The 21,209-nt window shown below is 69.8% G+C and carries 16 protein-coding genes; 7 read left to right on the top strand and 9 right to left on the bottom strand.

The window, feature by feature from the left end:
- Positions 1 to 19 precede the first annotated feature (19 nt).
- Together NL114_RS13315 and fen are read left to right on the top strand one after the other, a co-directional pair.
- Positions 20 to 1,108, top strand: coding sequence for an aminotransferase class I/II-fold pyridoxal phosphate-dependent enzyme (locus NL114_RS13315; RefSeq protein WP_254821408.1), 1,089 nt, complete (start codon positions 20 to 22; stop codon positions 1,106 to 1,108).
- 734 nt (positions 1,109 to 1,842) lie between these two features.
- Complete coding sequence (gene fen, locus NL114_RS13310; protein ID WP_254821407.1) at positions 1,843 to 2,826, top strand: flap endonuclease-1; 984 nt, start codon at positions 1,843 to 1,845, stop codon at positions 2,824 to 2,826.
- 6 nt (positions 2,827 to 2,832) lie between these two features.
- Here fen and NL114_RS13305 read toward each other — a convergent pair whose 3' ends face one another.
- Positions 2,833 to 4,953, bottom strand: coding sequence for a metallophosphoesterase family protein (locus NL114_RS13305; RefSeq protein WP_254821406.1), 2,121 nt, complete (start codon positions 4,951 to 4,953; stop codon positions 2,833 to 2,835).
- Positions 4,954 to 5,103: 150 nt separating this feature from the next.
- Between NL114_RS13305 and NL114_RS13300 the strand changes: the two genes are divergently transcribed.
- Positions 5,104 to 5,367, top strand: a complete 264-nt coding sequence (locus NL114_RS13300; protein WP_254821405.1) for a BolA/IbaG family iron-sulfur metabolism protein — start codon at positions 5,104 to 5,106, stop codon at positions 5,365 to 5,367.
- 69 nt (positions 5,368 to 5,436) lie between these two features.
- Here the strand turns inward: NL114_RS13300 and NL114_RS13295 are convergent, their stop codons facing one another.
- A complete protein-coding gene (locus NL114_RS13295; protein WP_254821404.1) occupies positions 5,437 to 5,745 on the bottom strand; it encodes a hypothetical protein in 309 nt (102 codons plus the stop codon).
- Positions 5,746 to 5,860: 115 nt separating this feature from the next.
- On the opposite strand from NL114_RS13295, the gene NL114_RS13290 reads away from it, so the two are divergent.
- The gene (locus tag NL114_RS13290; protein WP_254821403.1) at positions 5,861 to 7,276 is read left to right on the top strand and encodes a class II fumarate hydratase; all 1,416 of its coding nucleotides are present in this window, start codon (positions 5,861 to 5,863) and stop codon (positions 7,274 to 7,276) included.
- A gap of 188 nt (positions 7,277 to 7,464) precedes the next feature.
- Here NL114_RS13290 and NL114_RS13285 read toward each other — a convergent pair whose 3' ends face one another.
- A complete protein-coding gene (locus tag NL114_RS13285) occupies positions 7,465 to 10,926 on the bottom strand; it encodes a right-handed parallel beta-helix repeat-containing protein (protein WP_254821402.1) in 3,462 nt (1,153 codons plus the stop codon).
- 218 nt (positions 10,927 to 11,144) lie between these two features.
- Here NL114_RS13285 and gatE point away from each other — a divergent pair, with 218 nt between their 5' ends.
- On the top strand, positions 11,145 to 13,010 hold the full coding sequence (gene gatE / locus NL114_RS13280; protein ID WP_254821401.1) for a Glu-tRNA(Gln) amidotransferase subunit GatE: 1,866 nt from the start codon (positions 11,145 to 11,147) through the stop codon (positions 13,008 to 13,010).
- Between the two features lie 927 nt (positions 13,011 to 13,937).
- Here the strand turns inward: gatE and NL114_RS13275 are convergent.
- The gene (locus NL114_RS13275; RefSeq protein WP_254821400.1) at positions 13,938 to 14,477 is read right to left on the bottom strand and encodes a cupin domain-containing protein; all 540 of its coding nucleotides are present in this window, start codon (positions 14,475 to 14,477) and stop codon (positions 13,938 to 13,940) included.
- A 166-nt stretch (positions 14,478 to 14,643) separates the two neighbouring features.
- Between NL114_RS13275 and NL114_RS13270 the strand changes: the two genes are divergently transcribed.
- Complete coding sequence (locus tag NL114_RS13270) at positions 14,644 to 15,321, top strand: helix-turn-helix domain-containing protein (RefSeq protein ID WP_254821399.1); 678 nt, start codon at positions 14,644 to 14,646, stop codon at positions 15,319 to 15,321.
- 1 nt (position 15,322) lies between these two features.
- Here NL114_RS13270 and NL114_RS13265 read toward each other — a convergent pair whose 3' ends face one another.
- The 4 genes from NL114_RS13265 to NL114_RS13250 all read right to left on the bottom strand — a co-directional run bounded on the left by NL114_RS13265 (position 15,323) and on the right by NL114_RS13250 (position 19,472).
- Positions 15,323 to 16,471, bottom strand: coding sequence for a PGF-CTERM sorting domain-containing protein (locus NL114_RS13265; protein ID WP_254821398.1), 1,149 nt, complete (start codon positions 16,469 to 16,471; stop codon positions 15,323 to 15,325).
- A gap of 146 nt (positions 16,472 to 16,617) precedes the next feature.
- The gene (locus NL114_RS13260) at positions 16,618 to 17,832 is read right to left on the bottom strand and encodes an MFS transporter (RefSeq protein WP_350355429.1); all 1,215 of its coding nucleotides are present in this window, start codon (positions 17,830 to 17,832) and stop codon (positions 16,618 to 16,620) included.
- 123 nt (positions 17,833 to 17,955) lie between these two features.
- Positions 17,956 to 18,105 carry a hypothetical protein gene (locus tag NL114_RS13255; RefSeq protein WP_254821396.1) on the bottom strand — a complete coding sequence of 50 codons (150 nt, stop codon included), beginning with the start codon at positions 18,103 to 18,105 and terminating at the stop codon, positions 17,956 to 17,958.
- Positions 18,106 to 18,239: 134 nt separating this feature from the next.
- Positions 18,240 to 19,472 carry an alanine--tRNA ligase-related protein gene (locus tag NL114_RS13250; protein WP_254821395.1) on the bottom strand — a complete coding sequence of 411 codons (1,233 nt, stop codon included), beginning with the start codon at positions 19,470 to 19,472 and terminating at the stop codon, positions 18,240 to 18,242.
- 111 nt (positions 19,473 to 19,583) lie between these two features.
- Here NL114_RS13250 and NL114_RS13245 point away from each other — a divergent pair, with 111 nt between their 5' ends.
- Positions 19,584 to 20,450: a metallophosphoesterase gene (locus NL114_RS13245; protein ID WP_254821394.1), complete on the top strand. Its 867-nt coding sequence runs from the start codon at positions 19,584 to 19,586 to the stop codon at positions 20,448 to 20,450.
- Between the two features lie 273 nt (positions 20,451 to 20,723).
- On the opposite strand, the gene NL114_RS13240 is transcribed toward NL114_RS13245, so the two are convergent.
- A complete protein-coding gene (locus tag NL114_RS13240) occupies positions 20,724 to 21,149 on the bottom strand; it encodes a TRAM domain-containing protein (protein ID WP_254821393.1) in 426 nt (141 codons plus the stop codon).
- Positions 21,150 to 21,209 lie beyond the last annotated feature (60 nt).

Genomic DNA, 21,209 nt, shown 5'->3' with positions numbered 1-21,209 from the left:
GGCGGCGCGATTACCGACCATGGAGATCGAACCGTTCGCCCTCGAACGCTGGTTCGCCACCCACGAGGCGGACAACCTGATGCTCGCCGAGTCCGGCATCCGGCCGCTGGACCCGACCCGATTCGACCTCGTCCCTGACGACTTCGGCTACGTCATCCCGACCGGCGGCGACCCCGACCTCCGGGGACGTATCGGTGACCGCTACGACCGCGCTGCTGACGAGGTGCTCCTGACCTGCGGCACCCAGGAGGCCAACTTCGTCACCTTCGCGGCGCTCATGGGCGAGCACGCCGTCGTCGTCACCCCCACGTACCAGTCGCTTCACGCACTTCCCGAAGCGTTCGGCGAGGTGACCCGCGTCGAACTCGACGCGGCCGACGACTGGCGGCTCGACCCGGACGCCGTCGCCGAGGCCATCCGTCCCGACACGGCCCTCGTCGTCCTCAACAACCCCAACAACCCGACGGGCCGGGTCCACGGCCCCGACACCGTCCGGGCGGTGTACGACCACGCTGCCGACGCCGGCGCGTACCTCCTCTGCGACGAGGTGTACCGACCGTTCGCCGGGACCGAGGACGGAGCGGTCGAGCTGCCCCCACCCGCGGCGAGTCTGGGGCCATACGGCGTCTCGACCTGCGGGCTCTCGAAGGGGTACGGCCTCGCTGGCCTGCGTTTCGGCTGGCTCGCCGGGCCGCCCGAGGTCGTCGAGGCCGCCGCGCAGTGGAAGGACTACACCACCATCTCCCCGCCCGCGGTCTCCCAGCGCGTGGCCGAGCAGGCGCTGGAGCCGGAGACGGAGGCCGAGATACTGGCCGAGAACCGCGAGCTGGCGGCCCGGAACCGCGAGCTGGTCGAGGCGTTCGTCGACCGGCACGGCCTCGGGTGGTCGGACCCCGAGACCGGCGTGAACGCGTTCATCGAGGTCCCGGACGGGTTCTTCGGCGGGCAGTCGTTCTGCGAGCGCGTCGTCGAGGAGGCCGGCGTGGTGCTGGCACCGGGCGACGCGTTCGACCAGCCCGACCACTTCCGGCTGGGCTTCGGCGACGAGACGGCGCATCTGGAGGAGGGGCTAGAGCGGCTAGACGGGTTGCTCGAACGGCACGGATAAAGTACCAAATCCGACTTTATATCACCAATACCGTATTTAAATCCCTGCGGAGGAATTTATCTCTATTGTTCAGACAACAGAGCTACCTACGAAGCCCTCGCGCGCTCCGGGCCCCTGACTCGCTGCGCTCCTCGCGCTCGCTTCGCTCGCGCTGTGGTGCTTGCGTCGTCAGGTGACCCGGAGCCCGCTCGCCCTTCGGGTCCGCCAGGATTCGGCTGTGACACGGGCGCGGCGGCCCGGCCCTTCCCCAGGTCGCGCGGGCCTCGCTGCTCACGGCTGGCGCCGCTCGCGGGGGCGCGGAGCGCCCCGCACCGCTCGGCCACGCGCTCCCGGCCCGTGGATTGTGGAGAATCGCATCACCGTCAGTCAGCCGGGCGCGCGCTGGCGGCTGTGCCGCAGGCCAGCCGCCGCCTAGCGCGCGAGGGGCGAGGAGCACAGCGACCACAGGGAGCGAGCACCGCAGTCGGCTGGGGAGGCGTGAGGCTCACACGACCCGACTGACGGACACGGGGGGCTGACGGACACGGGGGGCTGGCGGACTTCGAAAAGTGAACCGAGCGCAGCGGGTCCAGCGGAAGGCGAGAACCCGATGGCTTCGGCGGAGGTTCAGTCGTTGTGGTGGTCGGAAGAGAGTGCGAGGGCTTCGGGAACAGTCCCGCCGTCGGTAGCACCCCCGAGAGGGCACGAGGCGCGCGACGCAAACACCAAATCACGCACCACCCAAGGAGACTCCAATGGGCAACGCGGACCTCCGGCAACTGGCGGTCATCGAGGACGTGTCGTTCGACGACCTCGAAGGGAGCGTCGTCGCCGTCGACGCACACAACTGGCTCTACCGCTACCTGACGACGACGGTCAAGTTCACCAGCACGAGCGCGTACACCACCAGCGGTGGCGAGGAGGTGGCCAACCTCATCGGCACGGTCCAGGGCCTGCCGAAGTTCCTCGAACACGACCTGACGCCCGTCTTCGTCTTCGACGGGGGGACGACCGAACTGAAGGCCGACGAGGTGGCCGAACGCCGCGAGCAGCGCGAACAGTACGAGGACGACCTCGAAACAGCACGCGAGGAGGGTGCCGACGCCTCGACCATCGCCACGCTGGAATCCCGGACCCAGCGGCTCACCGAGACCATCCGCCGGACCACCCGCGAGTTGCTCGAACTGCTGGACGTGCCCGTCATCGAGGCACCCGCCGAGGGCGAGGCACAGGCGGCACACATGGCCCGCACCGGAAGCGCCGACTACGCCGGTACCGAGGACTACGACTCGCTGTTGCTGGGCGCGCCGCTGACCCTCCGGCAGTTGACAAGCAAGGGCGACCCGGAGCTGATGGACTTCGAGGCCACACTCGCCGCGCACGACCTCTCCTGGGAGCAACTCGTCGACGCGGCCATCCTGATGGGGACCGACTTCAACGAGGGCGTCTCGGGCATCGGCCCGAAGACCGCGGTCAAGCTCCTGAACGAGCACGGCGACATCTGGGCGGTCTTCGACGCCGAGGACTGCTACGTCGAGAATACGGACGCTATCCGCCAGCTGTTCCTCGACCCGGACGTGACCGACGATGTCGAGTTCGACACCGACATCGACCCCGACATCGCCGCCGCGAAGGCCTACGTCACGGACGAGTGGGAGGTGCCCGCCGACGAGGTCGAGCGCGGCTTCGAGCGCATCGAGGAGGCGCTCACGCAGACCGGACTGGACCGCTGGACCTGAGGGAGGTTATCGACCCTGTCCGCGGCCCTGCCCCGGCGTGTCGCCGGTAACAGTGAAGCTCGTCTCGCCACCCGCTGGCACCTCGAACGCCACCTTCAGGTCCGTCCGCGGGTCGGCATCGCGCTGCCAGACGACCTCGCCGCCCTCGACGGTCGGGGCCGCGGCCGTCGTCGAGACCGTCACCGCGCCCTCGCGCGTGAGTGTCTGGTCGTTCGTGACCGTCACCGTCCGGCCGTCGGGCGAGTTGGCGCTGCCCTCGTCGGTCACATCGAGCAGGTACGAGGGCGTGGAGAAAAAGCCCACCTCGTCCTGTTCGGCGACCCACCGTGGGTCGTCGACGGGGCCGGGATTGACCGTACGCTCGGCGAGGAACGCCTGGCTCACGGGATACCGGAACGCGCGGGGGTCGAGGCCGTCAGTCGTGGTGTCGTAGTCGAACTGCCGCCAGCCCCAGTACTCGCCCGTCGAGGACATCGTGGAGGCGACGTTGACGTACAGGGTACCCGCATCGGTGTCCCGGAGGTCTGCCACGACCCCTTCGGCGTCGGCCGTCCCGGGAACGGCGCGTTCGACGGTGGGGTCGGGGTAGTTCTCGACACGGCCGGTCGTGGCGCCGCCCGTGCTGCTGTATGACTGCCTTACGTACCGGTCACCGAGCGCGGCGACGATGTCGGCGGGGTCGCCCGCGGTGTAGAGATCATCGTCACCGTCACCGTCGACCGCCGAACCGTCCGTCCGGTTCGCCAGCGACCGTGCGACACGGTCCTTGTGCGAGTGCCCACAGAAGAACGCGTCCACGCCGGTCTCGTCGAACAGCCGCCGGAGCGCGAAGGCGTTCTCGCCGGTCCAGCGCTGGCCGCTCTGGGCGATACGGCTCCCCCGCGCGACCTGCTCGGCGACCGGCTGGCCGTCGGTCTGTGCGTACGCCTCGTTCTTCGCGTCGGGCACCCACGAGGGGTTGTGGTGGCCGACGGTGAGGATGGAGTCGGGGCGGGACGGGTCCGCTGCCACGTCGGTGAGCTCCGACTCGAGCCACGCCAGCTGCGCGTCCCGGACCTGCCCGCCGTAGGTCGAGACAGCGACGCTGGCCCCCGTCCGGTCGAGGTACGACCAGTCGAACGTGTCGACGGCGACGACCTGTGCGGCGTCACCGATGGCGACGCTGTACGAGGGCGGCCCGAACGTCTCGCGGTAGAGCGCCTTCCCGTCGGTGCCGGACTGGACGTAGCCGTCGTGGTTCCCCAGCGTCATGAACGTCGGCGCCTGCACCTGGTTCATGATCGTCCAGGCGTCCTCGAACTCCGCGTAGAACTTCCCGGGCACGTCCTGGCCCAGACAGAGGTCGCCCGCGACCAGCACGATATCCGGGTCGAGCGCGTTCACCTCGGCGATAGCCCGGCGGGTGGCCGCCCAGCGCTCGTCCGGCTGGTCGCCGAGGACGCGCCGCGACCGCTGGACGAATGGGTCCGGGGACCGCTCGTCCCGGGCCTCGTCGAACCCGGACTGGAGCGCCCGCGGGTCGCCGATCTGCGGGTCGGCGATGACCGCGACGTCCAGTTCCTCGGGAATCTCGCGCCGGACGCTCACAGCGCGCGGCTGGCGGTCCTCGCCCCCGGTCGGCGCGGTCGGCGCGGTGTCCCAGGTGACGACCAGATCGTAGAGGTCCGGCGTGAACGCGGCGCTGCTGTCGAGCGACGGGATATCGAACTCGAGAACGTCGACCTGCTCGTACTGGGCCTCGCCGTCGTGGGACTCCGAGCCCTCGACCTCGGCATCCGAGTTCCAGATACGGCTCGTCGCGCCGTCGATGGGGTCGTCGCCGCCGTCGAGCTGTATCTCCGCGGGCCCACCGAAACTCGGCTCCAGACGGGCCTCGACCGTCCCGAGCGGGATATCCGTGTTCGCGTCGAGTTCCACGCGCAGGCTGTCACCGGCTTCGACCACCTCGGGCACACCCGACAGCGGCGACCGTATCTCGTTCACCTTCGGGACGTACACTTCGGAGCCGTCCACCGGCGTCGGGTTCCGTTCGGCCTCGCTATCACCGTTCGCCGCCGCACTGCCGGCGCCACCAGCGCCGGCGAGCGCACCCGCACCCACCGTTCTGAGAAACGTGCGTCGTTCCATACGGAACCGTTCGACTACCGCACAATGGGTACGATGCCGTTGATGTAGGGAGAGTTATATAGTGACGGCCCGCGCGGGACTGCGCCGCCGGGGCCACGGGTCGTGCGTGTCTCGACGGGATTTATCCCCGCACCGGTCCCACGACCGGACATGAACCCTGCCGACGTGGAGGACCTCATCCGGGAGGCACTCCCCGACGCCCGCGTACGGGTGCGCCGGGCCCGCGGCGAACACGACGACGACCACCTCGCCGCGCTGGTCGTCTCACCGGCGTTCGAGGACGAGATGCTCGTGAACCAGCACCAGATGATCTACGACGCGCTCGAGGGACACATGACGACCGATATCCACGCTCTGGAGCTCAAGACGTACACACCCGAGGAGTTCGAGGACGCCCCGGAGACGTTCGATTGATCGATATACAGGTAGCGTGTACCCCACATTATCGTGGGAGTTCCAGTTCTCGTGATATAGTCACGACCTTCAGTCAGAACCGTCGCCGTCCCCCATCTCCACGTCCTCGCCGGCCCCGTCGGCGTCAGTCATCTCGGCGAGCGCGCCGGTCTCGACCGCCGACAGGCCATCGATATCGAGCACGGCGCCGACGGCATCGCCGGGGACGGTGACGAGTACGTCGCCGAAACCGAGGTCACGCTCGTGCGCGCCCCCGATAGCCTCGACGGCGGCGACGACGGTCCCGGTGTCGGTGTCGTCGTCGGTTCGCAGGACGAGCGCCACGGGCTCGTCGGGCGGGTCCTCGACCATCGGCGTGACCGCGTTGGAGACGTACATGGAACGGTGTTGACGGGCCGTGGGCTTTGCTGTGGCGGACTGGAACGAGGGGGAGGCGACGGCCAGCGTGGCCGGCTTCGACGGGATTTAGCCCCCGCCCCGTGACCGCCGAGGTATGAGCGAGGACAACGGCGACTACCGGACCGAACGCGACAGTCTCGGCGAGATGCAGGTGCCCGCGGAGGCCTACTGGGGCGCACAGACCCAGCGCGCGCTCCAGAACTTCCCCATCTCGGACGTGACGTTCGGGCGGCGGTTCATCCGCGCGCTCGGCATCGTCAAGAAGTCCGCCGCGCGGGCGAACCTCGACCTCGAGTTGATCCCCGAGGAGAAGGGCGAGGCCATCGTGCGAGCCGCCGACGAGGTCATCGCCGGCGAGCACGACGAGCACTTCCCGGTCGACGTGTTCCAGACGGGGAGCGGGACCTCCTCGAACATGAACGCCAACGAGGTCATCGCCAACCGCGCCACGGAGCTCATCGGCGGCGAGATCGGCTCCCGCGAGGTCCACCCCAACGACCACGTCAACTACGGCCAGTCCAGCAACGACGTCATCCCGACGGCGATGCACGTGGCCTCGCTGGAGGCGGTCGAGCGCGACCTCATCCCGGCGCTGGAGACGCTGCGCGAGGAGCTCGCCGCGAAGGAGGAGGAGTTCAGCGACATCGTCAAGACGGGCCGCACGCACCTGCAGGACGCGACGCCGGTGACGCTGGGGCAGGAGTTCGGCGGCTACCGGGCACAGGTCGAGAAGGGTATCAGCCGCGCCGACAGCACGCGTGACCACCTCGGCGAACTCGCGCTGGGCGGCACCGCGGTCGGGACGGGCCTGAACACCCACCCCGAGTTCCCCACCCGCGCCGCCGAGTACATCAGCGAGGAGACCGGCCTCGAGTTCCGCGAGGCCGACAACCACTTCGAGGCCCAGGCCGCCCACGACGCGATGGGCGAGGCGCACGGCCAGCTCCGCACGATTGCAGGGAGCCTCAACAAGATCGCCAACGACCTCCGCCTCCTGGCGTCGGGGCCGCGCAACGGGCTCAACGAGGTCGACCAGCCGGAGAACCAGCCCGGCAGCTCCATCATGCCCGGAAAGATCAACCCGGTCGTCGCCGAATCGGTCAACCAGGTCCACAAGCAGGTCGTCGGCAACGACGCCGCCGTCGCCGCGGGCGCCGCGGAGGGCCAGATCGACCTCAACCTGTACAAGCCGGTCTGTGCACACAACTTCCTCCAGTCCGCGAAGCTCCTCTCGAACACCGCCGAGGTGTTCGGCGAGAAGTTCGTCCACAAGCTCGAGGCCGACGAGGAGTACTGCGCCGAACGCGTCGAGCAGTCGATGGCGCTCGCGACCGCCCTCAACCCGGCCATCGGCTACGACAAGGCCAGCAAGGTCGCCAAGCGCGCCCTCGCCGAGGACAAGACCGTCCGCGAGGTCGTCCTGGAGGAGGGCTACCTCACGGAGGAGGAGGCCGACGAGGTGCTCGACCCCATGAAGATGACCGAGCGCGGCATCCTCGGCGACGACTGAGCACCGGCGGCCACAGCGCCGCGGCCGGCGGTCAGTCGTCGCTCGCCCACGCGGGCCACCCGACCCAGCCGTCGGCGGCCCCGCCCGGACGCTCAATCACACGCGAACTGCGAACCGGGACGACAGGAATCGCGCGGCGAGAGGCCCAGAACCGGACGACCGACCCGGCCAGCGGTGTCGGTCCGGCATCAGGGTTTCAGCACGACGAGGTAGATGGTGCCCGCGCCGACCGCCAGTGCGCCGATACCGCCGACGACCATCCCGAGCGGCCCGAGACCGCCGAAGCCACCGTCGGAGTCGCCGGGGGAGCCCGGTGCGCCGACGTTCTCGCTGGTTCCCGGGTCGGCGGAGCCGTCGGAACCGGAGTCGTCGCTATCGGAGCCGTCGGTACTCCCGTCTCCAGTGGCGGTTCCGTCCCCGTCCGCGCCGCCGGTCCCGTCGTCGGTGTCGGAGTCGTCGGGCGCCGGTGTCGGGGTGGCCGTGGGTGTCGTCGACGCGTTGCCGGGCGCCGTCCCGGTCACGTTGACAGTCCCCGCCGTGACGTTCTCGACGCGGAACGTGTAGGTCCCGACCTCGCTCGGCTGGCGCTCGAAGGATATCTCGGCCTCCTCGCCCGGAGACAGTTCGACGAAACGGCTCTGGACGAAGCGGTCGTTCCGGTAGAGGTCGGCCTCGTAGCGCCCGCCGCCGTCGCCGCTGTTCCGGACGGTCGCGTTGATGCGGACCGTCCCGCCGACCTGCACGCTCGTCCGGTTGACGCTCGCGGCGACCGTCGCGAACGACGGGTTGTCCTGGGTCGACGCGGAACCGCCGCCACCACCGCCACCACTGCTACCTCCGTCCGAACCGTCACCGCTGCCGTCGCCCGTTCCCGAGCCGATGTCGGGCGGTGACTCTTCGTCCCCGCCACCGGTGTCGCCATCTCCCGTGTCACCGTCGCCGGTGTCACCGTCACCGGTATCACCGTCGCCGGTGTCGCCATCTCCCGTGTCACCGTCGCCAGTATCACCGTCGCCAGTATCACCGTCGCCAGTGTCGCCGTCACCGGTGTCACCGTCACTCCCCCCACTACTCGTCGACGTGTTCACCAGCGGGGCGAACGTGCTGAACGAGGTGAGGTTGGCGGAGACCACGTCGGCGTCCGGGTGGACGGAAGCCCCCTCGACCGGGCCGTACTCGCCGACCCGCTCGTCGTAGTCGTACAGCGAGAGGTTCCCCTCGTCGACGCCGGTGTCGTTGTAGCGCAGGTCGAGTTCGACGTACGCACCGTCCTGCTGCCCCTCGATATCGACGAAGTCGCCCAGGTCGGTGAGGTTCTCGCCCGGCGGTGCCGGTTCGGCGACCGAGCCGAGCGCGATATCCCGGGCCGCCTCGAAGCCGAGAACCACGTTCCGCCCCTCGCCGTCGTCGTTGGGGTCGGCGAAGACGTTCAGGTCCTCCGCGGTCGTCCCCGTCGTGCCGCTGGTCTCCCGGAGGCCCCACGCGCCGTTGTCCTGGACGAGGACCTTCGTCAGGTTCGTGTCGGTGGCGTCCCGCAGCAGGATGCCGTCGCCCGTCGTCCCCCCGTTCTCGACGGCGGAGGTGTTGAACAGCGTCGCGTTCGTGGCGCCGTCGACGAGGATCCCCTCATCAGCGTTGCTGAACGCCGTGACGCGCCGGAGCGTGGCGTTTGCGCCGCGGAGTTTGATACCGACGCCGAAGTCCCGGACGGTGAGGTTCCGGACGGTGACGCCGGTCCGGTCGTCGGCGGGCCGGACGTCGATACCGGAGATGTCGGCGCTGTCCTGTCCGGTGATCGTGCGGGGCTGCTCGCCGCCATGGCCGAAGCCGACGACGGTGACGTTGTTCGCGCTGACCGCGAGACATCGCGACCCGGTGCCCTGGAGGTCCGTATCGACCCGGTAGGTCGCCCCGTCCTCGGTGAGGGGCGACCCGCCGCGGCAGGCCGTGATGGCGTTCTCCAGGTCCGCCGCCGGCGCGTACACGCCGCTCGGCGCGGAGATGTTGAGCGAGACCTCGTCGGCGTCCCGGTCCAGCGAGCCACCGATGGCCGACCAGCTCCCGTCGTGGGCGTGGAGGCGAACCGTCGGCTCCTCCAGCGGCGGGTTCTCGAGGTCGGTGGACGCGTAGCCGACGGTCAGGTCGAGGAAGCCGCTCCCCCCGCCCAGGTTCCCGGTCAGGTCGGTGGAGAGCGACGTACTCTCGGTCGTCGTGGCGTTGAGGTACGGACCGAAGGTCCGGTTCCCGGGGCGGGCGGGTTCGGGGCGCGCGACCGTCTCGAACTCGACATCGCTGGCGGTGAACGATATCGTCCCGCGGGCGAGCGTGAGGCGGTCGACGCTGGTCCGGCCGTTGCCCACCGCGCGGTAGGTCACCGCGTTGTCGAGCGCGGTGAGGTCCTCCATGGTGTTGTCGTCCGAGCCGATGACAAGGAGCCCCACCCCGGAGTTGTTCGCGACGGTCCCCTCGTCGAACACGCTCCCGGACGTGTTCGCGAAGACGACGCCCCGGTCGTTCCGGGACGCGTCCGTCTCGTTGACCGTCACGCCGGTCGCGTCGGTCAGGTTGACCCCGGCCGCGTTCCCGGTGGCGACGAGCCCGGAGACGGAGGTGTTCGACCCCGAGAGTCGCGCACCGGCATCCACGTTGTTCCGTGCTTCGAGCGTCGTCTCGCCGGCCAGCAGCCGGCGGGCGTCGCGCGACCCCTCGACCGCCGGGAACCGGAAGCCGTCCTCGCCGTTCCCGCTGGCGGTCGCGCCCAGCACGCGAACGCCGGGCGCGCGCACGACGAGCCCATGCCGGGCGTTCGCCGAGGCGTTGATATCGCGGAGGGTGGCGTTCGGCGCGGTCGACGCGATGAGGATGCCGTCGAAGCGGTTGTTCGAGGCGTTCACGCCCGTGAGGGTTGCATTCGGAACCTCACGGACGAGGACGCCACGCGCGCCGTTCTCCGTGAACGCGCCGCCGGTCACGGTGAGGGCCATCGGGTCGAACGAGGCCTTCAGCCCCGTCACGTCGTTCAGTTCGGCGTCGGTCGCTTCGACGACAGCGGCCCCGCCGAGCACCTCCAGCCCGACCTCGTTCTCGGTCAGCGTGCTCTTCCGGACGGTGACGTTCGCGAACACCGTCCGGATGCCGGCCCGCGAGTTGTTGTGGCTGGTGATATCGACGAGTTCGATCCCGACCACGTCGGACGTGTCCTGCGAGCCGGTCACGAGGACACCGTCCCGGGTTCCGTTCGCGGCCAGGTCACGGACCGTGACGTTGCTGGTCCCGTCCGAGCCCGCACGGATCTCGACCCCCGTCCCGTCCGCGTCGCTCGTCACCTCGTAGCCGGCACCGTCGAGGCTCACGTCGCTGGCGGTGATCTCGATACAGGTCCCGCTGTCGGCCGCGAGGTCGGCGTCGAGCCGGTAGTCACCCGCAGTGTCGATGGTCCGACACTCCGAGACGGTGGTCGGACCGCCGCTGTCGGTGCCGGTGTTCCCACCGGAGCCGGTGTTCCCGCCGTCGTTGGCGACGCTCGTGACGGTGCCACTCAGTGCAGCTACCGGTGCGAACGCCGCGACCAGCAGACAGCCGCTCAGTGCCAGCGCGAGGAGGGCGACCCGGGTCCGCCTCCCCCCGCGCAGCGTGGACCGGGTTCTCATTGTGCAAATGAGTCTGATACAACCGTATCAACCTTCCGGGTACGACAACCGCCAAAGCGCCGGTTGAACGGTCGTTCACCGGTTCTGCCCGGGGAAGGTACCCCTCGGAACGAAGGGTCGTCGGGAGAACCGTCGTCGTCTCTCGCTCCGGGCGCGGGGACGCCGGCTGGCCCCCCGCCATCGGGCCGTTTTTGGTCCCGCCCGACACACTCCGCGCCATGGACCACGACCGCGACTACGACTACGCCGATCTCGGGCTCGTCGCGGGGCTGGAGATCCACCAGCAACTCGACACCGCGACGAAGCTGTTCTGCTCGTGCCCGACGGCGCGGCGCGAGCCCGAGGAGTCCACCCGCCGGTTCACCCGCTACCTCCACCCGACGCGCTCGGAGCTGGGGGAGATCGACGACGCCGCACTCGAGGAATCGCGGGTCGACCGCGAGTTCGAGTACCTCGCGTTCGATTCGACCTGCCTCGTCGAGGAGGACGACGAGCCACCCGCCCGGCTGGACGAGGAGGCCCTGGAGGTCACCCTCGAGATCGCCGCACTGCTGGACATGGATGTCGTCGACGCGGTGCAGGTGATGCGGAAGATCGTCGTCGACGGCTCGAACACGACGGGCTTCCAGCGCTCCTCGCTGGTCGCGACCGACGGCGAGATATCGACGAGCGAGGGTCCCGTCGGTATCACCGACATGCTGCTGGAGGAGGAGTCCGCACAGCGCGTCGAGGAGACGGACACGGGCGTCCGCTTCGGCCTCGACCGGCTGGGCATCCCGCTCGTCGAGATCGGGACCGGGCCCGACATCCGCTCGCCGGAGCAGGCCCGCGAGGCCGCCGAGCGCATCGGGATGCTCCTGCGCTCGACGGGCAAGGTCAAGCGCGGGCTGGGGACCATCCGGCAGGACGTGAACGTCTCCATCGCCGAGGGCGCCCGTATCGAGCTGAAGGGCGTCCAGTCGCTCGACGACATCGACGACATCGTTCGCCTCGAAGCCCACCGGCAGGTCCGGCTGCTCGAACTCCGCGACGAACTACAGGAGCGCGATGCCAGCGTCGGCGACACGCAGGACGTGACCGACGTGTTCGCGGACACTGACTCGGGGGTCATCGCGGGGGCGTCGGCCGTGCTGGCCGTCCCCCTCTACGGATTCGACGGCATCGTCGGCGCGGAGATACAACCCGACCGCCGGCTCGGGACCGAGCTCTCCGACCACGCGAAGCGCCACGGGGCCGGTGGCATCTTCCACACCGACGAGCTGCCGGCGTACGGCGTCACCGAGGCGGAGGTCGCCGACCTGCGCGACGCCGTGGGCGCCGGCGACGAGGACGCGGTCGCCATCGTCGCGGCCGACCGCGACGTGGCCGAGCAGTCCATCGAGGCCGTCGCCGACCGCGCCGAGACCGCGCTGGAGGGCGTCCCGGAGGAGACCCGCGACGCCAACGAGGGCGGCACCTCGCGCTACCTCCGACCCCTGCCGGGCGCCGCCCGGATGTACCCGGAGACGGACGTGCCGCCCGTCGAGCCCGACCCGAGCGAGGTGGAGCCGCCCGAACTGCTCACGGAGAAGGTCGAGCGGTACCAGGAGGAGTACGGGCTCGGTGCGGGGCTGGCCGAGCAGGTGGCCTACGGCCGCCGGATGCCCGCCTTCGAGGAGGCCGTCGACCGCGGCGTCGACCCGACGACGGCCGCGACGACGCTGGAGTCGACCGTGACGGAGATTCGTCGGCGTGACGCCCCCGTGGAGAACCTGACCGACGAACATCTGCTCGGCGTGCTCGCGCTGGTCGAGGCCGGTGACCTCGCCAAGGAGGGCATCGGCGAGGTGCTGACGGTGCTGGCCGAACAGCCCAACCTCTCGGCCGAGGCAGCGGTCGAGGAGGCCGGGCTGTCGGGCGTGGACGAGGAGGAGGTTCGGGAGGCCGTCGTCGAGGTCGTCGAGCGCAACACCGGACAGATCGAGGAGCAGGGCATGGGCGCCTTCTCCGCCCTGATGGGCGAGGCGATGGGCGCGCTGCGCGGGAAGGCCGACGGCGAGGTCGTGAGCGACGTGCTGCGCGAGGAGATCCAGAAACGGGCGTAGGGAACTTCCGAACCCACTTTGGAGAACAACTCTGAATCATGACCTTTTTGCAGATATTTTATACCTATACAGAATATTTCTGAATTATTCGGCTTTTTATCTCTGATTGAGACGTTGCCGGACTCCCCGGACGCTCTTCTCACAGAGCCACGGCGACGACGGAGTTGAAAGCCCCCGCCCGCTCTCGCTTCGATGGAGACCGCCACCACAACCTGTTGAAAGCCCCCGCCCGCTCTCGCTTCGATGGAGACCGCCACCATAACCTCTTGAAAGCCCCCGCCCGCTCGACCGGCCGGGAGTCGCTGCGCTCCTCGCGCTCGCTCCGTTCGCGCTGCGGTGCTTGCTTCCTCCGGGCTGGGTCGAGCGGGCGGCCCCTTTCAGTCCCGTCCTGTTGCTGGTTGGGCCGAGCGTCTGCGCGTGGTGGTTCCACCGGAGCGCTAGTGTCCCCACACCTCCCCGCGCTCGCACCGCGCGTGTTCCGGCACGCTCACTCGCGCTCGCGGCCTCCACGGCAGTGGCGCGAGCGCGCTTCCTGATTCCGGAACCGGCCGGCCGATCCACCGCTCTCCGGCCGGGAGCACGTGCCGAGCGGCTTGCCCGCGAGTGCCGCGCGACCCGGGGAAGGGCAGGGCCGCCGCCCCCGTGACACAATCCATGTCCCTGGCGGACTCGAAGGGCGAGCGCTCTCGACCCATCCCGGACGAAGCAAGCACCGCAGGGAGCGAACGCAGTGAGCGACCGAGAAGCGCAGCGAGTCCCGGAGTTCTCGCGAGCGAAGCGAGCGAGAAGCCGTCAGAGCTTGCTCTGACGGAAGGTCGAGAACGCGAGGGCTTCGTCTAGGTGTCGGTCGTCGCCGTGGTTGCCGTCACCGTGAGGGAACGCGAGAGCCTCGAAGCAAGTCCACTCACAGCAACAACCCCACCCGCGCTACATCGAGAACGAGGTCCCGCACTCGTTGCAGGTGAACGCGAAGCGGCCCTCCTCGTTGATGGTGGTCGCGTGCGGTGTCTCCTCGCCGCACTCGCGGCAGTCGACGACCGATTCGAGTTCGTCCCAGTCGTGCTGTGCGCCGGGGGCGCCGAGCGCCCAGCCCGAGACCGTCTCGTCGCCGTGGTTCCAGCCGGTCTGGTACTCACCGGGCGCGAACCGGATGAGTTCGCCCCCCTCGACCAGCACCGTCTCGCGCTCCGAGATGTCTCGCGGGTCGCTCCGCTCCCCGCTCGACCGTTCGGCGTCGCGTTGCGACGCCAGGACCTCGAACTCGACGCTCCCCTCCATCACGTAGAAGACCTCCTCCTGGTCGTGGTGGGTGTGGAGCCCGCCGGAGAACGACTCCTCGGGCTGGAGTTCGAAGTAGTTCATCGCGAAATGCTCGGTCCCGAGCGCCGAGGAGACCGGCTTCCGGAGGCTGTGGACGCCGAGCGGACTGTTCTGGGTCTCGACATCGTCGATGGCGACCTTCTCCATACCCGGGCAGGGAGTGGACGCCGTATAAACGGGCGGGGTCGAACGAGGGCGAACGGCCACGCACCACCACCGCCGGGGAGCGCTCCCGGCGTCGGAACCGTTAACCACCCCGCGCGAGTCCACACGGTGTACCGACCCCGAGAACCCGTCGGCCACTGGTGGTGAGATGCGCTACTTCGACCTCGTACTGACTCCGGGCGAGCAGGGTATCCATCCGGTAGACGGTCGGCTGGCCTCGGCGCCGGGGGTCACGCGCGAACTCCTCCACCACGTCGACGCGTACAGCGACGGCACGGGCGCGCTCCTCTACCGGCTGAAAGGGGACCCCGAGGCCGCGGTCGCGGCCATCCGGGGCGAGGGGCTGCTGGACTACGACGTGACCGACCCCGACGAGGAGGGCCGGTTCTACTGCTACATCCACCTCGCCCCGAGCGACCCCGACGGGACGCTGCTGGGCCTGCCGTACGACCACGCGCTCATCGTCGAGACGCCCATCCGGTTCCGCGGCGACGGCAGCCTCAGGGTCCGCATCGTCGGCCAGCACGCCACCCTCCGGAACGCGCTCACCGCCGTTCCCGACGACGTGCGCGTGACCGTCGAGGAGGTCGGGCGGTACACGCCCGGCCGCAAGGACGCCCGCTCGCTCCTGACCGACCGCCAGCGCGAGATCTTCGAGACCGCCGTCGACCGTGGCTACTACCGTATCCCACGGGGCATCACGCAGACGGAGCTGGCCGACGAACTCGGGCTCGCACCCTCCACCGTCGACGAACACCTGCGGAAGGCCGAGTCGACGATGCTGTCATCGATCCTCGAGGAGTACCACCAGCGCGGCGGGGAGTGACTCAGTCCCGCCGACGTGCGAACAGACCGAGTGCGAGCAGCCCGCCCAGCGCCGCGACCGCGCCGAACCCGGGTCCGCTCCCGGCCGTCGGTGTCACGCGCTCCTGGCTTCCACTCCGGGCACCACCGCCGGCCTGCTGCCCGGAGGCACCGCCACCCCCGCCGCTCTGTGCGGCCGTGGCCGTCGCAGTGTTCGCACCACCGCCAGCTGCGGTGGCCGTCGCGGTCTGCTCGGACGAGCCGCCCGACGACCCTCCGCCGCTCTGTTCGGGCGTCGCGGTCGGCGTGGCCGTCGCGGTCGGCGTGGCCGTTGCCGTGGCCGTCGCTGTCGCCGTCGCGGTCGTCTCGGAGGTCCCACCTGACGAGCCGCCACCCTCCGGGGTCGGCGTGGCGGTGGGTGTCGCGGTCGTCTCGGAGGTCCCACCCGACGAGCCGCCGTCGGTCGAGTCGTCCTCGCTGTACGGCTTCGGACCGAGCTGCTCCTCTGCTTCCGCCTCGGAGGAGCAGTCACAGACGTAGAAGTACTTCGAGTACAGCAGGACCTCCTGGAAGTTGCCCTGGTAGTTGGTGCCGTTCACGTAGCCCTTGAACTGGTACCAGCCGGGCTCGGAGGGCGTGACGACGCAGTTGGCGAGCTTCGCCACCGTCTCGTCGGTGTCGTTGAGGTAGGTCGGGGACCCGCCGAGGTCACCATCGTCGTAGATGTCCACCGCGATGATGCGACCGCTGACCGAGTACTGCTCCATGTGCCGGAGGAGCCCGGTGTCGGTCTTCGTCCCCGACGCATCGTTGTCACGGTCGATGCCGAACGCCTGCGCGTCGCTCGGGGCGCAGTCCTTGAACTGCGTCTCCTGGGTCGTGATCTTGTAGTAGTCTATCTGCTGGAGCCCCTCGCTCCCATCCCAGGGGCCCTTCCCGCGCGAGAGCATCGTGTAGGCCGTCGTGGTGTCGGGAGTGTGGTCGTCGGGCTGGACCTGGAAGTCTGCCCCGGCGGAGGGCTCGCGGTTCTTCGTATCCGGCTCGGGCGGGTTGCCCGGCGTAGCGAGACTACCGGCCGCAGGGAGGGCCACGGCTGCAAGGGCCACCACCAGTGCCGTCACGAGGACGGCGGATGTGCGTGTCAGTTTCATGTTGGCTGTCGTATCGTCCACCGGGAGTCCACCCGTGTCCCCACCGAGCGACTCCCAGGCGTTCACTCTACACTCTGCCTACAGCACCATGAGACCGTTGCAGAACATAGACGGCGGCTTAATTACACCCAACCATTCAGAACCATCTCGTGCCATCCGATGGTCGTTCAGTCGCCGGCGGGGGCGGGCGTCGCCGCCCGGCGGCGCCGGTGCTGGCGGCCGATGATACCGGCGGCGACGAGGAGGCAGGCCGCGAGTCCAGCGAACGCGACCTCGTAGCCCGCCAGGGAGGCGGCGATGCCGACGTACGCCGGTCCGAGGCTCCCGACACCGAGGAACAGTGCCCGGGCCGCCCCGAGGTCCCCGCCCATGTTCTCGTCGGGCGCTGCCTCCAGCAGGATGGCGTCGACGATGGGGAACTGGGTCTTGTAGCCCAGCGCCAGCGCGACCACGCAGGCCGCGAGCGCCGCGACCGACGAGGCGAGGACCACGCCCGCCAGTGCCGCGGTCGCCAGCAGCAGCCCCGTGACGGAGACGGCACGGCGCGGGAACCGGTCGGAGAGCCACCCGGCCACCGGCTTCGTCCCGATTCCCGTGAGGAAGACGAGTGCGAACCCCGCCGACGCGAGCGCCTCGGGGACCCCCTTCGCGGCGTTGAGGTAGGTCGGCAGGAAGTTGATCCAGCCGCCGACCATGAAGTAGAACAGCGCGTACGCGGCCAGCACCTCGCGCTGTTCGCGGGTGGTCGCCAGCCGCCGGACGGTCGCGCGCAGTTCCAGCGACGCCGGTCCCGTCCGGTACGGTTCGCGGTTCAACCACACGTACAGTAGCGTGGCGAGCGCCAGCAGGCCCGCGATGGGGAGGAAGGGGGACCGCCAGTCGGCCGCCTCCAGCGCGGCGTGGAGGTCGGCCGGGAGCCCCACGACCGGGAGCGTCGTCGCCAGGACGAGCGCCGCGACGCCGGCCGCGACCAGTCCGCCGAGGTCGGTCCCGGCGGTGTAGATGCCGAGCGCACGACCGCGCCGCTCGACGAACAGGTCCGACAGCAGCGCGCGCGATGGGGTGACGTAGATACCCTTCCCGACCCCCAGCAGCACCGCTCCGGCGACGAACGCGAGGTAGTTCGGCGCCGCGCCGATGGCGAGGAAGGCCACCGCGAGGACGCCGAGGCCGGGAAGGATGAGCGTCGCGCGCGACCACTCGTCGGAGAGCCGCCCGCTCGGGTACTGGGTGACGGCGTACACTGCCTGGAACGCCGTCAGGGCGAGGCCGGCAGTGGCGGCGGTCAGCGAGAGGTCGTCGATGATAGCCGGCAGCAGCGGGCTCAGGATGAACCGGCCACCCTGCAGGACGGCCCACCCGAGCAGGAGGACGGCCAGCATCCGCCTGCCGTAGCCGGCCCGCTCGTCTGCAGCAGTCACTACCGGAGCGAGGAACAGGGGCCACTTGTGCGGCCCGGTCCGCCACCGAGGGTGGCGACGGTGCAGGCCAGGGCTATCGGGGGCTCAGACCGCGCTGCCGCCCGTCGGCGGCTCGTGGTCGTCCTCCTCGTCCTCCCCGAGCGTCTTCTCGGTCATCCACCAGCCGGCCGCCCCGACCGCGAAGATGGCCAGAACGGTGATGCCGATGAGTGCGTAGGCTACCGTGGCGCTCATATCTGAGGGTTCTCGTCCTGATTGAAGAAGGTGTCTACTCCGGGTTCCGTCACGTGCCGTCGTCGCACGGAAGGTGGCCAGGCGAGGCCGGGCAGGGCGACGGGAACCGCCCCGGACTCGCGGCTGCTCCGGCCTCACGTCGCGCCGCGGAGGAACGCGACCACGGCGTCGGGGGCGGCGTCCAGTCCGCCGGCCTGCGCGACCGTCGGCGAGCCGCCGCCACCGCCGCCGAACCGGTCGGTCACGTCGTCGACCACCTCGCCCGCGTCCACGGCGCCGTCCGTGGCGACCGCGAGCGAGGCGTCGTCGGTGACGAGCGCGACGACGGCCGCGGCGTCGCCGGCCAGTGCACCTGCCCGGTCGGCCAGCGCGTTCGCGTCGACACCCTCGATGGTGCCGACCAGCCAGCGCCGGCCGTCGCGTTCGACCACGTCCTCGCGGAGCGCGGCCACCCGCGCGTCGACGTACCGCTCGCGCAGGGCCGACAGCTCGGATTCGAGGTCGGCCCGCCCGTCCTGCAGCCGGGTCACGGCCTCGGGGAGGTCCGAGACGGCGCTGCCGAGCGACCGTGCCGCGGCCAGCGCCGCCCGATGGTCGCCGGCCCGGCGGTCGATAGCCCGCGGGCCGACGGCGAACTCGACGCGGGTGAGTCCCTCGCCAGGGTTCGATCGTTCCAGCACCGTCACCGGACCGATATCGCGGGTGTTGGCCACGTGGGTTCCGCCGCACGCGGCGATGTCCCAGCCGTCGACCTCGACGAGGCGCACGGTGTCGCCCGTGATGCCCTCCTCGGTCTTCGTGTTGAACGCCACGTCCTCGCGGTCGAGCGCCTCGTCGGCAGGGACGCGCTCCCACGAGACGCCGCGGGAGTCCCAGACGGCACGGTTCGTCAGGCGCTCCAGTTCGACGAGAGCGTCGTCGTCGATGTCGGTCGGCGTCCGGAGGTCGACGCGGACCTTGCCGCCACTGACCGTCTCCCCGTCCACGTCGGGGGCGGTGATGCCGAACCCGCCGTAGCCGAGGTCCTCGAACAGCCGCCGTCCCGCACCGTACAGCACGTGGCTCGCCGTGTGCGCCCGCCGGCAGTAGGTGCGGAACGCGGAATCGACGGTACAGGCGACGGAGTCGCCCTCGCCGGCGGGGAGTGGTTCGGCCAGCCGGTGGACCACCCGCCCGTCGACGGACTGCACGTCGGTCACGGCCACGTCCGCGATGGTGCCACGGTCGGCCGGCTGACCGCCACCCTCCGGGTAGAAGTACGTCTCCGAGAGGACGACCGTGGGCCGCTCGGACTCGTCGTACGCTGTGACCGATGCGTCGAACGACGTGACATCCGGGGCATCGGGCGCGAGCGAGTTGGCTGCCATGTCCGGGCCCACGCGGCCGACCGGCTAACCGCTGGCGATGCCCGGGCGGCGTCGCCGGGGCAGCGGAGGACTGTTCAGGCCGGCGACACCGTTCCCGACCGGAGGCAGAACGTGAGACAAGCGCGTATCCACAGCGTCGACGCGTTCGACGGAACGCCACGTATCGTCCACATCAGCGACGTCCACGGCTACCTCGACGAGGCACGGAGTGCCCTGCTCGCCGTCGGCGAGACCGACCGGTTCGACCCCGTCGTCATCGCCGACGACGAGGGACGGCTCCACTGGGCGGGCAACGACCACGTGCTCGTCGTCAACGGCGACCTCATCGACCGCGGCCCCGAGAACGAGGCGTGTCTGGACCTCGTGTGGCGGCTCGTTGAGGAGGCCCCACCCGGGCGGGTGCGGTACCACATCGGCAACCACGAGCAGGCCATCCTCCTCCCCGGGCAGGTCCGATGGCCGAGCGCGTTCTCGACGGACCTGGACCGGGACGGCCGGCGCGCGTTCCTCGACCGGATCGGCGACGGCGACGTGACCGCCGCGTTCGAGGGGTACGCGTACACGTACTCCCACGCGGGTAGCAACGAACCGTTCGACGCCGCCACGCTCAACGACGAACTGCGCGCCGCGGCGAGCGAACTCCGGTCGGCGCTGGGGACCGACGACGAGCCGGCGGTACAGGAGCGCGTCGAGGCGGAGCACGACCGGCTGTTCGGCCTCGGCGAGTCGGGCGCCCGCAGCCCCGGTGCCGGCTGTTGCTGGCTGGACTTCACGCATCTCGATCCGTCGGCCCCGCCGCAGGTCGTCGGCCACTCGATGCAGACCGAACCGGTCCGCGACGGGAACGTCGTCTGTGGGAACATCATCCGTCGGAACGAATCCCGCTCCCGGGGCGAGGGCGTACTGGTAGAGACACCGGAGACGCTGTACGGAGTGGTTCGAGGACTGAACGGGGAGGTCGAGACGGTCGAAGTATGAGACGCGGAAGCCGTCGACCATCGGTGCCGATCCGGATATCCGCAGATGAATGGTGGACGGATGACTGGGTTACGCCATCCTACCTGCCAGAGCGGCCCGGGCTGTAACACCCTGGTAGCGCACTGGATCAGGATTCCATCTACCGAGTGACCCTCGGGCTATTTAGGGCTTCTCGCATCGGGCCACGGTCGGCCGAGCGTGCTGACTGGTGAGGACGGATCGGTCGGCACTCGATGACCGCCACGCGATGACAGGAACAGCGACGCTCGCGCCCTATTCGTAGTAGCTCAGTCGCTCGATGACATCGGCAAACGCCACGGTCTGCTGGACATCCGTGATCTCGATCCTGACACGCTCGCCCTGTTCGGTGTCGGGAACGATGACCACGAACCCGCGTTCGACCCTGGTGATTCCGTCCCCCTGGTCACCGATATCTTCGATATCGACGGTCAGCGTCTCGCCCTCCTCGACTGGGGGTTCGGGGTGGTCGCGTTCTTCGGGGTGGTCACGGGCTGGTTCGGTGGGCGCTCGCCCATCCTCCGTGTCGGAGGCGGCGTCGAGAAGGGCCACGCGATACGTCCCACCCTCCGACAGCCCGCCGAGCTGTACCTCCTGTTCGGGAATCTCGAGCCGATACGTCCCGTCCGCTTCAGTCACCTGCGCCGAGAACAGACATCGTAGTTGGTCCGGGATCTCCATCTGAACAGTCTACCCGATATTCCGACGCTACCCATTTGGTTCTGCTGTTCAGCGGGACCT

It is taken from the genome of Haloglomus halophilum (assembly GCF_024298885.1).
In the GTDB taxonomy this organism is placed as follows: domain Archaea; phylum Halobacteriota; class Halobacteria; order Halobacteriales; family Haloarculaceae; genus Haloglomus; species Haloglomus halophilum.
This window is presented reverse-complemented; position numbering and strand designations above follow the sequence as displayed.

What these genes read in the sequence shown, in the direction of transcription:
- NL114_RS13250 (WP_254821395.1), bottom strand. Translation starts at nt 19,472, where the DNA reads ATGGCAGCCAACTCGCTCGCGCCCGATGCCCCGGATGTCACGTCGTTC.
- NL114_RS13255 (WP_254821396.1), bottom strand. Translation starts at nt 18,105, where the DNA reads ATGAGCGCCACGGTAGCCTACGCACTCATCGGCATCACCGTTCTGGCC.
- fen (WP_254821407.1), top strand. Translation starts at nt 1,843, where the DNA reads ATGGGCAACGCGGACCTCCGGCAACTGGCGGTCATCGAGGACGTGTCG.
- NL114_RS13315 (WP_254821408.1), top strand. Translation starts at nt 20, where the DNA reads ATGGAGATCGAACCGTTCGCCCTCGAACGCTGGTTCGCCACCCACGAG.
- NL114_RS13270 (WP_254821399.1), top strand. Translation starts at nt 14,644, where the DNA reads ATGCGCTACTTCGACCTCGTACTGACTCCGGGCGAGCAGGGTATCCAT.
- NL114_RS13260 (WP_350355429.1), bottom strand. Translation starts at nt 17,832, where the DNA reads ATGCTGGCCGTCCTCCTGCTCGGGTGGGCCGTCCTGCAGGGTGGCCGG.
- NL114_RS13295 (WP_254821404.1), bottom strand. Translation starts at nt 5,745, where the DNA reads ATGTACGTCTCCAACGCGGTCACGCCGATGGTCGAGGACCCGCCCGAC.
- NL114_RS13300 (WP_254821405.1), top strand. Translation starts at nt 5,104, where the DNA reads ATGAACCCTGCCGACGTGGAGGACCTCATCCGGGAGGCACTCCCCGAC.
- NL114_RS13275 (WP_254821400.1), bottom strand. Translation starts at nt 14,477, where the DNA reads ATGGAGAAGGTCGCCATCGACGATGTCGAGACCCAGAACAGTCCGCTC.
- NL114_RS13290 (WP_254821403.1), top strand. Translation starts at nt 5,861, where the DNA reads ATGAGCGAGGACAACGGCGACTACCGGACCGAACGCGACAGTCTCGGC.
- NL114_RS13240 (WP_254821393.1), bottom strand. Translation starts at nt 21,149, where the DNA reads ATGGAGATCCCGGACCAACTACGATGTCTGTTCTCGGCGCAGGTGACT.
- gatE (WP_254821401.1), top strand. Translation starts at nt 11,145, where the DNA reads ATGGACCACGACCGCGACTACGACTACGCCGATCTCGGGCTCGTCGCG.
- NL114_RS13285 (WP_254821402.1), bottom strand. Translation starts at nt 10,926, where the DNA reads ATGAGAACCCGGTCCACGCTGCGCGGGGGGAGGCGGACCCGGGTCGCC.
- NL114_RS13305 (WP_254821406.1), bottom strand. Translation starts at nt 4,953, where the DNA reads ATGGAACGACGCACGTTTCTCAGAACGGTGGGTGCGGGTGCGCTCGCC.